This is a genomic window from Streptomyces poonensis (assembly GCF_014650915.1).
GTDB lineage: Bacteria > Actinomycetota > Actinomycetes > Streptomycetales > Streptomycetaceae > Streptomyces > Streptomyces poonensis.
In genome coordinates, this window is the sequence record NZ_BMVW01000012.1 from 199,489 (window position 1) to 212,577 (window position 13,089).

The following is a 13,089-nucleotide window of genomic DNA, read 5'->3' on the forward strand; positions in this document are numbered from 1 at the left end:
GATGGGTCGCCGAGGACCCGTGGATCAACGAGGACCCGTGGGGCGCCGTCGCCCTACGGCGTCTCCGACTTCACCCTCGCCTTCTCCCGCGCCTCCACCGGGTCCGGCTCCTTCACCTTCACCGGCTCCGTCCCCGCCGCACTGTGCCGCGCCGCCCAGTTCTCCAGGGCCGTGCGGCAGGCGTGGTCCAGGTGGTGCAGGCCCGCCAGGTGCAGTTCGATCGGGCGGTCCTGGGGGAGGGCCTCCAGACTGTCGAGGATCTTCGGCAGCCGCAGGAAGGTCGCGTTGCCCGACAGGTACACCTGGACGGGACCGGCGCCCTTGTCGATGACCTCCAGCTTGACGTGCGAGGCCTCCCAGGCGGTCTTGACCACGGACAGCGCCAGGCCGATCAGGACACCCTCGAACATGTTCACCGCGACGATGGACACCGCCGTGACGATCAGGATCAGTGCCTCGCCCCGGTGCGACCGCCACAGCGAGGCCACGCCCTTGAACGGGATGAGCTTCCAGCCCGCGTGGACGAGGATGCCGGCCAGGGCGGGCAGCGGGATGTACGCCAGCACGGACGGCAGCAGCGCGGCGAACAGCAGCAGCCAGACGCCGTGCAGGACCCGCGAGGCCTTGGTGCGGGCGCCCGCCGCGACGTTGGCGGAGCTGCGCACGATCACCGCGGTCATGGGCAGCGCGCCGAGCACTCCGGACACGGTGTTGCCCGCGCCCTGCGCCATCAGTTCCTTGTCGTACTGGGTCCGTGGCCCGTCGTGCAGCCGGTCCACGGCCGCCGCGCTGAACAGCGACTCGGCGGACGCGATCAGCAGGAAGGCCAGGACGGTGCCGAGCAGGGCGGGACTGGCGAGCTCACCGAAGGCGTCCAGGCCGGGCGGCTGGACGGACTGCAGCAGTCCCTGTACCTCGACGGTGGCGACGGGCAGGCTGAACACCAGCGTGACGACGGTCGCCAGGATCACCGCGGCGAGTGCGCCCGGAACCGTCTGCACGGCCCCCGGCAGCTTCTTCCACAGCACCATCACGGCGATCGTGCCCGCGCCGACCGCGAGCGAGGCGAGGGCGGTGGTGCTGCCCACGGCGTCCACGGCCGCCCCCGGCAGCCCGAGGATCTTGTCCACTCCGGAGGCGGGTGCCTCCAGGCCGGCCGCCGAGTACAACTGGCCCGCGATGAGCACGAGCCCGATACCGGCGAGCATGCCCTCGACCACGGAGACCGAGATGGCCCGGAAGTAGCGGCCCAGCCTCAGCGCGCCCATGGCGAGCTGGAGCAGGCCCGTGACCAGCACGATCACACCGAGCACGGGCAGCCCGAACTCGCTGACGGCCTCGAAGACCAGCACGGTGAGGCCCGCGGCCGGTCCGGACACCTGGAGGCTGCTGCCCGGCAGGAGACCGGTCACGAGACCGCCCACGATGCCGGTGATCAGGCCGAGTTCGGCCGGCACACCGGACGCGACGGCCACGCCCACGCACAGCGGGAGGGCGACCAGGAACACGACGAGCGAGGCGGTGAAGTCCTGCCGCAGGTGGGGGAACCTGGGCGTACGGGGTGCCTCGGCGGACTGCCGGGGCGCGTCGGGCGCGTTGGTCGTCGTAGACATCGCGCCGCTCACAGGGACTGGAACGTGTCGGTGTCCGCGCGGTGCTCGCGCACGGCTCCGGTGTGCACTTCGTAGTACCAGCCGCGCAGCCGGAGCCGTCCCTCGGCCAGGCGCCGTTCTATACAGGGGTAGGACCGCAGCCGGAGCAGCTGCGACAGCACGTGGTGCTGCACGGCCTCCGCGACGGTGGGATCGCCGGCGTCTGCGGTCTTCGGGTCGTCGCAGGAGTGCGCGAGCCAGTCCCGGACGGCGGGTACGGCGGTCAGGTCGTCGCCGCGGACCAGGGCGCCGACGGCGCCGCAGTGCGAGTGTCCGCAGACCACGATGTCCTTGACGCCGAGGACCTCCACGGCGTACTCGATGGTGGCCGCCTCACCGGTGGGGGTGCCGGAGGCGTACGGGGGGACGACGTTGCCCGCGGTGCGCAGCTCGAAGAGCTCGCCGGGGCGGGCGCCCGTGATCAGGGCCGGAACGACCCGGGAGTCGGAGCAGGTGATGAACAGGACGTCTGGCGACTGGCCGGCCGCCAGAGCGGCGAACTCCTCAGGGCGCTGTCCGAACGTGCGGGCGTTGTCGATGAGGGGCTGCATGTGGTGACTCCTCCTGGCGCGCCGTCTCGGCGCGTCGGGCTGACAAGACAGAGTGTGGGGGGCGGACTCTGCTGCTCAGCAGCGGAATACCTGGAGCGCGGCCGGGGTGTGGGCCGCCCTGGATCTCGCCGGATGGGGCGAGGACGTGGAGGGGACCGGCGGACGAGCGGAGGTCGGGCCCGTCTCCTGCGGCGGGCGCTCGGGCGCCGGAGGCGCGTGGACGGCGGTGACACCGCGATGCCGGTCGCGGGTGCGGAGGGGATCGGTCGGGTCCCCCGCCGGGCCGCAGCCGCGGTGGGTGACGGCCTCGCCGCGCAGCGCCGTGCCCGTGAGTCCGTTTCCGGGCTCGGCCTGGACCTCGGCATGACGGTCCGTGTGCGCGGATGCGAAGGAAGCCGTGGACGCGAAGAACTGGAGGCAGAGCAGCACGGCGACGAGGACCTTGATCGCGTTCCGGGCCGTCGAGCCTCGCAACTTGCCTCCCCCGAGCCTTTACTTATCTCTTCTACGCGTCAACAGTTGGTCAACAACGGGTCAAGAAGAACGTTAACCTGGCGAAGTTGTTTGCTGGGTTAACTTAGCGTTGCGAGCTGAAGACAGCCTGAAAAGCGGCCCTGGCCTGGCTTGAATCGCACCTTGATGTGCGGTGACCGGCTGGCCGGCTAGCACAACGGAAAGCCCCCTGGCGCCTGAGGCGACCAGGGGGCGTCGGGTCCGCGGCTCACTCCGGCCCGACGAGACCCTTGGCGTCACGCGCCAGCGCGGTGAGACGGGAAATGGCGCGGAAGTACTTCTTCCGGTAGCCGCCGTTCAGCATCTCCTCGCTGAACAGCCGGTCGAAGGGCAACCCCGAGGCGAGCACCGGCACTTCACGGTCGTACAGCCGGTCGGCGAGCACGACGAGCCGCAGCGCGGTGGACTGGTCCGGGACGGGGCGCACATCGGTGAGGCACACGGCCTTCACCCCGTCCGTGAGGGCGCCGTACCGGCTCGGGTGCACGCGCGCGAGATGCTCCAGAAGCTGCGGGAAGCCGTCGAGGGAGGCGCCCTCGGTGGCGTACGCGGCCTTGGTGACCTGTTCGTCGGCGTACGGCGCCGGGGCCTCGGGCAGCCCGCGGTGACGGTAGTCCTCGCCGTCGATGCGCAGGGTGCGGAAGTGCGCGGACAGGCCCTGTATCTCGCGCAGGAAGTCGGCCGCCGCGAAGCGGCCCTCGCCGAGCTTGCCCGGCAGGGTGTTGGAGGTGGCGGCGAGGGCGACCCCCGCGTCCACGAGCTTGCCGAGGAGCGACGACACGAGGACGGTGTCGCCCGGGTCGTCCAGCTCGAACTCGTCGATGCACAGCAGCCGGTGGCCGGAGAGCGTGGCGACGGTCTGCTGGAAGCCGAGGGCACCGACCAGGTTCGTCAGCTCCACGAAGGTGCCGAACGCCTTGAGCGCGGGCTCGGCCGGCGTCGCGTGCCAGAGAGAGGCCAGCAGGTGGGTCTTGCCGACCCCGTACCCGCCGTCGAGGTAGACGCCGCGCGGACCGGAGGAAACCTTCTGCCGGTTCTTGGCCGCCCTGCCGAAGCCGAAGAGCCTGCGCCGCCCGCCCGCACCGCCCGCGTGCGCACCGTCCAGACCCGCCGCGAACGTACTCAGGACCCGGACGGCCTCGGTCTGGCTGGGCTGGTTCGGGTCCGGTATGTACGTGTCGAAGCGCGCCCTGCCGAACCGGGGCGGCGGCACCATCTCGGCCACGAGCCGGTCGGCGGGGACATGCGGCTCGCGGGCGCACAGGGACAGGGGGGCCGCTTCGGGTATCGGACGGATCCCGGACACGGTGGAGGACGACGACACGGTCACCCACTTTAAAGGCCGTGTCACACTGCACGGCATGCGACGCCTGCTCCCTGTGACCGAAGAGACAGCCGCCCGAGGGACCGCGGACGCCACCGACCGCGAATGGGGACTCGACGAGCTGGCGGAGGCGTACGCCTACCCCGTCGCCGCCCCCGGCGCGCGGCCCCGGCCCTGGCTGCGCGCCAACATGGTGTCCACCCTCGACGGCGCCGCCCAGCACGACGGACGGTCCCAGCCCATCTCCCACCCGGCCGACATGCGGGTCTTCGGCACGCTGCGAGGGCTGGCGGACGTGGTGATCGTGGGCGCCGAAACGGTACGCCAGGAGGGGTACCGCCCGGCACGCGCGCGGGAGGCGTTCGCGGCCCGCAGGGAGGCGGCCGGACAGGGTCCCGCACCCGCCGTCGCGGTGGTCAGCGCCGGTCTCGACCTGGACTTCTCGTTGCCGCTCTTCACCTCGCCGCTCGTCCCCACGCTCCTGCTGACCGGTGCCGCCGCACCGCCCGACCGGGTGGCCGCCGCGGAGAAGGCGGGCGCCCGGGTCGTGATCGCCGGGGACGGCCCGGGCGTGGAGCCCGCCCGGGCCGTACGCGCCCTCGCCGCCCTCGGCCACACGCGGCTGCTGACCGAGGGCGGCCCGCGCCTCCTCGGCCAGCTGGTGGCGGCCGGTGTGCTGGACGAGCTGTGCCTGACGGTCTCCCCGATGCTCACCGCGGGGGACGCGCAGCGCATCGCCGGGGGCCCCGGGGTCGCCGTGCCGGAGCGCTTCGAGCTGGTGTCGCTGCTGGAGGAGGAGGGATTCCTGTTCAGCCGGTACCGGCGGCGCTGACACGGGGCCCGCGGGGTACGCGATACCCAGCCCCGGCCCCATCACGGGGCAGGATGGTTTCCGCGGTACCGCGGGGTCCGGTGCGGCCCGCGGAGGAGTGAGGGCCCCGGCCCTCGGAGGGAGAAGGGCGCCAGTCGTGTTCACGAGCGTTTTGATGATCGAGAAGGCCCTGACGTCCGTCGACGTGGAGTTCGTCACCACCTTGCACGGTGATGAACCGGTCTCCTTCCACGTACTGCTCCAGCCCCGCGGCGACCAGGCCGACCGCCTGCTGCGCGCCATCGACGACGTCGCCCTCGGCGAGCTGGACGAGGCGGCCCGCGAGGGCGAGACACCGGAGGGCGACGAGGCGAAGGGCCCGGCCCAGCAGGCCCTGGACGTCTCCCTGGTCGCCCTGCGCGCGTCCGGCAGCGAGGCGAGCGGCCGCCTCGTCGAGGACCACCCGCTGGACGCGCTCAAGTCGCTGGTCGAGGAGGTCGGCGCCGACGAGGTCATCGTGCTGACCGACCCGCACTACGTGGAGGAGTTCTTCCACCGCGACTGGGCGTCCAGGGCACGGCACAAGGTCGGGGTGCCGGTGCTCAAGCTGTTCTCGCACGCCAAGGCGCGGTGACGGGCGGCCTGGCGCGGGTGACCCGGCGCGGGTGACCTGGCGCATCGGGGCCGGTACGAGTACGGACCCGCGCACCCGGGGGCATAGGCTGGGCGGCTGAACGTCCGCCTCACCCGTACGCACAGGGAGACACGCATGGCACCCGGCCTTCCCACCGCCATGGTCCGACCGCACTTCATCGGCATCGGCGGCGCCGGAATGTCGGGGATCGCGAAGATCCTCGCCCAGCGTGGCGCCCGGGTGGCGGGCAGCGACGCCAAGGAGTCGGCGACCGCCGGGGCCCTGCGGGCGCTCGGCGCCACCGTGCACATCGGGCACGCGGCGGAGCACCTCGCGGACGACGCGACCTGCGTGGTGGTCTCCTCGGCGATCCGCGCGGACAACCCGGAGCTGGCCCGCGCCGCCGAGCTCGGCATCCCGGTGGTCCACCGGTCGGACGCCCTCGCCCGGCTGATGGACGGGCTGCGCCCGATCGCGGTCGCGGGCACCCACGGCAAGACGACCACGACGTCCATGCTGGCGGTCGCGCTGACCGAGCTGGGCCTGGCCCCCTCGTACGCGATCGGCGGCGACCTCGACGCCCCCGGCTCCAACGCGCTGCACGGCACGGGCGAGATCTTCGTGGCCGAGGCGGACGAATCGGACCGCAGCTTCCACAAGTACGCCCCCGAGGTCGCCATCGTCCTCAACGTCGAGCTGGACCACCACGCCAACTACGCCTCCATGGACGAGATCCACGAGTCCTTCGAGACGTTCGCGGGCCGTATCGTGCCCGGCGGCACCCTGGTGATCGCGGCGGACCAGGAGGGCGCGCGGGAGCTGACGCGGCGGCTGGCCGCTTCGGCTCCCGGCACGCTGCGGACGGTGACGTACGGCGAGTCGCCGGACGCGGACGTCCGCATCACCTCCGTCGTGCCCCAGGGCCTGAAGAGCGAGGTGACCGTCGAGCTGGACGGCGAGCCGCTCACCTTCACGGTCTCCGTCCCCGGCCGCCACTACGCGCACAACGCGGTCGCGGCGCTCGCCGCGGGCGTCGCCCTCGGCGTCCCGGCGGCGGAGCTGGCCCCCGCCCTGGCCGCGTACACGGGCGTCAAGCGCCGCCTCCAGCTCAAGGGCGAGGCGGCGGGCGTCCAGGTGATCGACTCCTACGCCCACCACCCGACGGAGATGACGGCGGACCTGGAGGCCATGCGCGGCGCCGCCGCCGACGGCTCCCGCATCCTGGTCCTCTTCCAGCCGCACCTGTTCTCCCGCACCCAGGAGCTGGGCAAGGAGATGGGCGAGGCGCTGGCCCTGGCGGACGCCTCCGTGGTCCTGGACATCTACCCGGCGCGCGAGGACCCGATCCCGGGCATCACCAGCGACCTGATCATCGAGGCGGCGCGCGCGGCGGGCGCGGACGTGACGGCGGTGCACGACAAGGACGGGGCCCCGGCCGTGCTGGCGGGAATGGCCGAGCCGGGCGATCTCGTTCTCACCATGGGAGCGGGCGACGTCACCGACCTCGGCCCGCTGATCCTGGACCGTCTGTCGCAGCAGCAGTGACAGCACAGAGCAACAAGGGGCTGAGCAGCATGTCGTACGACGTCGAGAAGCCGGACGAGCAGTGGCGCGAGGAGCTGACCCCGGCCGAGTACGCGGTCCTGCGCCAGGCCGGCACGGAGCCCGCGTTCACCGGTGAGTACACCGACACCAAGACGAAGGGCGTCTACTCCTGTCGCGCCTGCGGCGCCGAACTCTTCACCTCGACCACCAAGTTCGAGTCCCACTGCGGCTGGCCGAGCTTCTACGACCCGAAGGACTCGGACGCGGTGGAGCTGCTGGAGGACCGCTCCCACGGGATGGTGCGCACGGAGGTGCGGTGCGCCCGGTGCGGGTCGCACCTTGGGCACGTCTTCGAGGGCGAGGGCTACCCGACGCCGACGGACCAGCGGTACTGCATCAACTCGATCTCGTTGCGGCTGGCGCCGAGCGAGGACTGAGGTCCTTCAAGGCGAGCGACGGGGCCGGTTCCGTATGGGGCCGGCCCCGTCGGTTGTCCATCTGGATCACACTGACGGCCCGAACGGAGCCGGCTGGTGTGCCTCGCGAAGTGATCAGTGTTCGATGTGGTACCGGCTTTGAGCAATGACGGCTTGACGGACTCTGGTGGTGAACTCCGGAGTGCGGGCGATGCGGTCGACACCGCCGGCCTTGCTGTGACGTAAAGCTGTTTTGAAGTTCTGCTCCAGGGTGCCGGCCATGCGGGACATCAGATCGTCGCTGAGATGGTCGTTCGCCTGCAGAATCACCAGATCGATCTTCGATGCTCGTGACGGCAGGAACTGGTGGGAGTCAGCAGTGACGTACCGCTCGTCCACGAAGGTCCAGATGCCGTCGATACCGCAATCGTGGGCTCCGTCCACGATGCCGTCCATGATCTCGTCGTTGTCGAGGTCCAGACTCTGCAAGGCCTTGTCCGCTGCGAAGAACGTGAAGAAGTCGTCCCGGCTCTTCTCAGGAGCCGGCTTCCGATGCTGATCTCCCAGGATGCGGTCGAGTAGACGCTGATCGTTGTCTTGCGTAGACGTCACGAAACACTTCCACCATGACCCAGGACCCTGGGCGTGTAATCCTGACATCCCGGTTGAAGGGTGAACACCCGGCCGGTTGGCCGGGATGAGACTGAGCGGCTTCCGCGGCTCTGGCGATGGCCGGACGTTTGTATGGTGATGCGGTGGGCCGGGGGCAGTGATGCCGCTCCCGTTTCCGATGCACGACCAACTCCGTCAACGTGCCGACAGGTGCTGGCAATATAAGAGTTCCCTTTGCTGCTCGGCGCCGTACGTTCGGATGAGGAGCGTGAACTGGGAGATCAACGTTCATCCGGCGGTTGAGCTGTGGCTGCTGAAGCTGGCGGAGGAAGATCCGGGAAGTGCGGATCTGGTCGAAGCGGCGATCGACACCCTTGCGAGGGAGGGCCCGACGCTCGGACGGCCGCTCGCAGACCGCATTCACGGTAGTCGCGTCCACAACCTCAAGGAGCTGCGTCCGGCGAGTGTCGGCCGCACGGAGGTGCGCTTCTTGTTCGTGTTCGATCCTGCTCGGGAGGCGATACTTCTCGTGGCGGGAGACAAGGCCGGCCGTTGGAGCCAGTGGTACGTCGAGGCGATCGTGCTCGCTGAAACACGCTATAGCGAGTATCTGGCCGACGTGCGACGCACAGGAGAGGACGGCGATGACCGATGAGCGGCTACAGCAGCTGGACCGAGGTGAAGCGGCGCCTGCGCGAAGCGCACCCCGGGACCTCCGACGCACAGTGGGAGGCCCGCAGGCAAGCGGCGCGGACTTCCACCGAGGCGTACGTACTCGGGTCTCATCTGCGTGAAATCCGTGAGGAGCAAGGTCTCACCCAGGCCCAGGTCGCGGCGTCTGTCGGCATCTCCCAGGCCCGGGTGTCCCAGATCGAGAGGGGCGAGATCTCCGACCTCGAGACGGTGCGTACGTATGCCGCGGTGCTTGGAGCTCGTATCACGGTGTCGATTGAGTACGGGGACCGGGCCGACGGAGCCGCTTAGGTTCTGTCCGGCGGATCACTGCCGGAGAGCCGCGTCGCCGAGACCAGCCCCTCGTCCTGACGCCACCGGCACCCTCCGTCGACGATGTCGTTGCTCGGCTTGCTGCGGCACCTCGCCGAGGTGTGACGCGACTGGCGCGACTGGATCGCCGTTCGGGAGCTGCTGGTGCACCGGATCGAGGAGTACGCCCGTCACCGCGGGCACGCAGACCTGTTGCGCGAGTGCGTCGACGGAAGGGAGGCCGGTGAAGAGAGCCGGCCGCCACGCCCGTTCCCCTGCTCAGGCGCGCACGGTCTGAGCCCCGCATCAACCGATCGGCTGATGCGCCCTCGAGCGCGATGGCCGATGTGCCCGCCCCGTCCCTGACGGGAAGCTCGGGGCATGTCGGTCATCGAAGTCAGTGAACTGCGCAAGTCGTACGGGGGGCGGGCCGTCGTCGACGGGGTCTCCTTCGCCGTCGAGGAGGGGGAGATCTTCGGCATCCTCGGGCCGAACGGCGCCGGGAAGACCACCACCGTCGAGTGCGTCGAGGGGCTGCGCGTCCCCGACGCGGGCCGCGTCCGGGTCGCCGGGCTCGACCCCGTCGCCGACCACGAGGCAGTGACCCGCGTCCTCGGCGCGCAGCTGCAGGAGAGCGAGATACAGCCGAAGCTCACCGTGCGCGAGACGCTCGAGCTGTACGCCGCCTTCTACCCGAACCCCGCCGACTGGCGTCCGCTGGCCGAGCGCCTGAACCTGTCCGGCAAGCTCGGCACACGTTTCGCCAGGCTCAGCGGCGGCCAGAAGCAGCGCCTGTTCATCGCGCTGGCCCTGATCGGCAACCCGAGGGTCGTCGTGCTCGACGAGCTGACCACCGGGCTCGACCCGCGCGCCCGCCGGGACACCTGGGAGCTCATCGAGGACGTACGGGCGGGCGGGGTCACCGTGCTGCTGGTCACCCACTTCATGGAGGAGGCCCAGCGGCTGTGCGACCGGATCGCGGTGATCGACCGCGGGCGTGTCGCCGCGCTGGACACCCCGGCCGGGCTGATCCGCCGCTCGGCGGGCGCCACCGTCATCAGCTTCACCTCGTCCGCACCGCTCGACGACAGTGAGCTGGCCGCACTGCCCGGCGTGACGTCCGTCGAGCACAAGGACGGGCGGATCACCCTCGCCGGGACGGACGAGACCGTCAACGCCGTCATCACGCTGCTCGCCCGCAGCCGCGTCACGGCCCATCAGCTCCGCGTCACCGACGCCACGTTGGACGACGCCTTCCTCGACCTCACCGCCGGAGCCGCCCGATGAGCACCGTCATCACCGCCACCCGGTCCGCGACAGCCACCACCGCCGTCCTGAAGACCGAGGCCCGCCTCTTCGGCCGGGAGCCCGGCTCCCTCTTCTGGGTGCTGGTGTTCCCGACCCTGTTGCTGGGGGTCCTCGGCGCCATCCCGTCCTTCCGCGAGGCACAGGACTCGCTCGACGGCCTGCGGACCATCGACCTGTACGTTCCGGTGACCGTGCTGCTCGGCATGATCGTGGCCGGAATCCAGGCCATGCCCCCGGTCGTCACCGGCTACCGCGAGCGCGGCATCCTGCGCCGGATGTCCACGACGCCGGTACGCCCCTCCGCGCTGCTCTCCGCGCAGATGGTGCTGCACGGCGCGGCCGCTCTCGTCTCCGTGCTGCTCTCGCTCGCCGTGGGCCGGCTGGTCCACGACGTGCCCCTGCCGCGCCAGGTGTTCGGTTACGTCCTCGCCCTGCTGCTCGCCGTCGCCGTGGCCCTGGCGCTGGGTGCCCTGCTCTCGGCACTGTCCCGCACCCAGAAGATCGCGACCGCGGCCGGGTCGGCCGTCCTCTTCCCGATGATGTTCACCGCGGGTGTCTGGCTGCCCGTGCAGGCCATGCCGGACGTCCTGGCCCGGATCGTGGAGGTCACCCCGTTCGGCGCCGCCGCACAGGCCCTGTCGGAGGCCACGGCCGGTGACTGGCCCGCCTGGTCCCACCTGGGCGTGCTCACCCTGTGGACCGTCGTGCTGACGGGGGCGGCCGTGCGCTGGTTCCGCTGGCAGTGAGCGGTCCGTCCGGGGCGGAACGCGAAGGGAGGGGGCGGCCGTGCAGACTGGGTGCGTGAAGGACGAGTGGCAGGTGGAGCAGCGCTGGGCCGTGTTCGACCGCTGGGGACCGTACGGCCTGCTGGGGACCGGGCTGGTCGTCTCCGCCGTCACGGCCGGCGAGTTGGACATGACCGGGGCCGACTGGGCTGCCACCGCGGTTCTGGTCCCGGCCGCCCTGGCCCTGCAGCTCGGCTGGGAGCGCAGGGAGCAGCGCCCGTCCGCGGCGGGTGCCTGGTACTTCTTCGCGCGCTGGGCGCTCGCGTTCGGCCTCACCTGGATCAACCCGTTCTTCGGCTTCTACGCCATCCTCGGCTACTTCACCGCGGACCGGTTGCTGCCGCCGCGCCTGGTGAAGCCGGGACTGGTCGCCACCGCGGTCCTCATGGCCGGCTCGAACGTCGGCGGTCTGCATCAGCTGCGCTCCTGGGGCTCGTGGGCGGTGTTCGCGGCCCTGTTGTGCGTGCACATCGGCCTGGTCGGCGTCTTCTCCCACCTGGCCGAGAAAGAGCAGGCGCAGGCCCGTGCCCGGGCCGCCACCATCACCGAACTGGAGCGCACCAACGCCGCGTTGCAGCAGGCCCTCGACGAGAACGCCGCCCTGCACACCCAGCTCCTCGTCCAGGCACGGGAAGCGGGCATCGCCGACGAGCGGCGCCGGCTCGCCGCCGAGATCCACGACACCATCGCCCAGGGTCTGACCGGCATCATCGCCCAGCTCCAGGTCGTGGCGGGCACGGCCGACCCGGACGCCGCCCGCGTCCACGTGGACCGCGCGGCGGAACTGGCCCGGCACAGCCTGGGCGAGGCCCGCCGCTCCGTGCACAACCTCGCGCCGGTCGCCCTGGAACACGACGGACTGCCCGAGGCGCTGAAGAAGACGGTCGCCGAGTGGGGCGAACGGACCGGAGTGCGCGCCGACTTCACGCTCACCGGCACGGCGGAGCACCTGCACGACGAGGTCTCGGCGACGCTCCTGCGCATCGTCCAGGAGGCCCTGTCGAACGCCGCGCGCCACGCGGACGCCTCCCGCCTCGGCGTGACCCTGAGCTTCATGGACGACGAGGTCACCCTGGACGTGCGCGACGACGGCCGGGGCTTCGACCCCCTCGCCCTCCCGCCGCGCACCGGCACCGGCGGCTTCGGCCTCGACGGCATGCGCGCCCGCGCCGAACGTATCGCCGGTTCGCTCACCGTGGAGTCCGAACCGGGCTTCGGGACGGCCGTGTCGGCCCGCGTACCCTTGGTCCACCATGACTGATCATGATCACGCCACCGTCTCCCTGCTGATCGTCGACGACCATCCCGTCGTACGGGACGGCCTGCGGGGCATGTTCGAGTCGGAGCCCGGTTTCACGGTCCTCGGGGAGGCGCCGAACGGCGTGGCGGCCGTGGCCCTCGCCGCCTCCCTCGACCCGGACGTGATCCTGATGGACCTGCGGATGCCCGGTGGTGGCGGGGTCGACGCCATCACCGAGCTGACCCGGCGCGGCGCCCGCGCGAAGGTGCTCGTCCTCACGACGTACGACACGGACTCCGACACCCTCCCCGCGATCGAGGCGGGGGCGACGGGCTATCTGCTGAAGGACGCCCCGCGCGACGAATTGTTCGCGGGGGTGCGCGCGGCGGCGGAAGGCCGTACGGTCCTGTCCCCGGCCGTGGCCTCCCGCCTGGTCTCGGCGGTCCGGGCACCCCGTTCGTCCGGTCCCGGCAGCGAGGTCCTCTCCGCCCGCGAGCGGGAGGTCCTCGTTCTGGTGGCCCGGGGCACCTCCAACCGCGAGATCGCCCGTGAGCTGTTCATCAGCGAGGCCACGGTCAAGACCCATCTGACCCACCTGTACGCCAAACTCGGCGTCAACGACCGCGCGGCGGCGGTGGCGACGGCGTACGAGCGGGGGATCCTCGGCGGCTGAACGTCTCCGCCGCCACGGCTCCCGCGCTACGCTCCCGCTCG

Annotated in this window: 15 protein-coding genes and 1 pseudogene; 11 read left to right on the top strand and 5 right to left on the bottom strand. The window is 71.3% G+C overall.

Features of this window, described 5'->3' with window-relative positions; translation table 11 throughout:
• Nucleotides 1-53 precede the first annotated feature (53 nt).
• The 4 genes from IE242_RS26085 to zapE form a co-directional block, all read right to left on the bottom strand.
• On the bottom strand, nucleotides 54-1,613 hold the full coding sequence (locus IE242_RS26085) for a SulP family inorganic anion transporter (RefSeq protein ID WP_189863356.1): 1,560 nt from the start codon (nucleotides 1,611-1,613) through the stop codon (nucleotides 54-56).
• Between the two features lie 8 nt (nucleotides 1,614-1,621).
• Nucleotides 1,622-2,203, bottom strand: coding sequence for a carbonic anhydrase (locus tag IE242_RS26090; RefSeq protein ID WP_189863358.1), 582 nt, complete (start codon nucleotides 2,201-2,203; stop codon nucleotides 1,622-1,624).
• A gap of 75 nt (nucleotides 2,204-2,278) precedes the next feature.
• Complete coding sequence (locus IE242_RS26095; protein WP_189863360.1) at nucleotides 2,279-2,677, bottom strand: hypothetical protein; 399 nt, start codon at nucleotides 2,675-2,677, stop codon at nucleotides 2,279-2,281.
• A 247-nt stretch (nucleotides 2,678-2,924) separates the two neighbouring features.
• The gene (gene zapE / locus IE242_RS26100) at nucleotides 2,925-4,040 is read right to left on the bottom strand and encodes a cell division protein ZapE (protein ID WP_189863369.1); all 1,116 of its coding nucleotides are present in this window, start codon (nucleotides 4,038-4,040) and stop codon (nucleotides 2,925-2,927) included.
• Between the two features lie 37 nt (nucleotides 4,041-4,077).
• On the opposite strand from zapE, the gene IE242_RS26105 reads away from it, so the two are divergent.
• From IE242_RS26105 to msrB, 4 genes are all read left to right on the top strand, one after another.
• A complete protein-coding gene (locus tag IE242_RS26105) occupies nucleotides 4,078-4,872 on the top strand; it encodes a pyrimidine reductase family protein (RefSeq protein WP_189863371.1) in 795 nt (264 codons plus the stop codon).
• A gap of 154 nt (nucleotides 4,873-5,026) precedes the next feature.
• Nucleotides 5,027-5,485: an indole-3-glycerol phosphate synthase gene (locus IE242_RS26110; RefSeq protein ID WP_189863494.1), complete on the top strand. Its 459-nt coding sequence runs from the start codon at nucleotides 5,027-5,029 to the stop codon at nucleotides 5,483-5,485.
• Between the two features lie 135 nt (nucleotides 5,486-5,620).
• The gene (gene murC, locus IE242_RS26115) at nucleotides 5,621-7,030 is read left to right on the top strand and encodes a UDP-N-acetylmuramate--L-alanine ligase (RefSeq protein ID WP_189863373.1); all 1,410 of its coding nucleotides are present in this window, start codon (nucleotides 5,621-5,623) and stop codon (nucleotides 7,028-7,030) included.
• 29 nt (nucleotides 7,031-7,059) lie between these two features.
• A complete protein-coding gene (msrB, locus tag IE242_RS26120) occupies nucleotides 7,060-7,467 on the top strand; it encodes a peptide-methionine (R)-S-oxide reductase MsrB (RefSeq protein ID WP_189863375.1) in 408 nt (135 codons plus the stop codon).
• A 114-nt stretch (nucleotides 7,468-7,581) separates the two neighbouring features.
• Here the strand turns inward: msrB and IE242_RS26125 are convergent, their stop codons facing one another.
• Entirely contained in the window at nucleotides 7,582-8,058 is a 477-nt protein-coding gene (locus IE242_RS26125; protein ID WP_189863376.1) for a hypothetical protein, read from the bottom strand.
• A gap of 259 nt (nucleotides 8,059-8,317) precedes the next feature.
• On the opposite strand from IE242_RS26125, the gene IE242_RS26130 reads away from it, so the two are divergent.
• The 7 genes and pseudogenes from IE242_RS26130 (at nucleotide 8,318) to IE242_RS26160 (ending at nucleotide 13,048) form a co-directional block, all read left to right on the top strand.
• Nucleotides 8,318-8,713 (top strand): type II toxin-antitoxin system RelE/ParE family toxin, encoded by a 396-nt coding sequence (locus tag IE242_RS26130; protein ID WP_189863378.1) that lies wholly within the window; start codon nucleotides 8,318-8,320, stop codon nucleotides 8,711-8,713.
• On the top strand, nucleotides 8,710-9,042 hold the full coding sequence (locus IE242_RS26135; protein ID WP_189863380.1) for a helix-turn-helix domain-containing protein: 333 nt from the start codon (nucleotides 8,710-8,712) through the stop codon (nucleotides 9,040-9,042). Before IE242_RS26130 ends, IE242_RS26135 begins: the two co-directional genes overlap by 4 nt.
• Nucleotides 9,043-9,102: 60 nt before the next feature.
• A pseudogene (locus IE242_RS26140) lies at nucleotides 9,103-9,279 on the top strand (mycothiol transferase); the annotation flags it as partial.
• A gap of 144 nt (nucleotides 9,280-9,423) precedes the next feature.
• Nucleotides 9,424-10,329: an ABC transporter ATP-binding protein gene (locus IE242_RS26145; RefSeq protein WP_189863382.1), complete on the top strand. Its 906-nt coding sequence runs from the start codon at nucleotides 9,424-9,426 to the stop codon at nucleotides 10,327-10,329.
• The gene (locus tag IE242_RS26150; protein ID WP_189863384.1) at nucleotides 10,326-11,096 is read left to right on the top strand and encodes an ABC transporter permease; all 771 of its coding nucleotides are present in this window, start codon (nucleotides 10,326-10,328) and stop codon (nucleotides 11,094-11,096) included. Before IE242_RS26145 ends, IE242_RS26150 begins: the two co-directional genes overlap by 4 nt.
• Before the next feature lie 55 nt (nucleotides 11,097-11,151).
• The gene (locus IE242_RS26155) at nucleotides 11,152-12,396 is read left to right on the top strand and encodes a sensor histidine kinase (protein ID WP_189863386.1); all 1,245 of its coding nucleotides are present in this window, start codon (nucleotides 11,152-11,154) and stop codon (nucleotides 12,394-12,396) included.
• Nucleotides 12,389-13,048, top strand: coding sequence for a response regulator (locus IE242_RS26160; protein ID WP_189863388.1), 660 nt, complete (start codon nucleotides 12,389-12,391; stop codon nucleotides 13,046-13,048). The genes IE242_RS26155 and IE242_RS26160 overlap by 8 nt, the downstream gene beginning before the upstream one ends.
• Nucleotides 13,049-13,089: the final 41 nt, after the last annotated feature.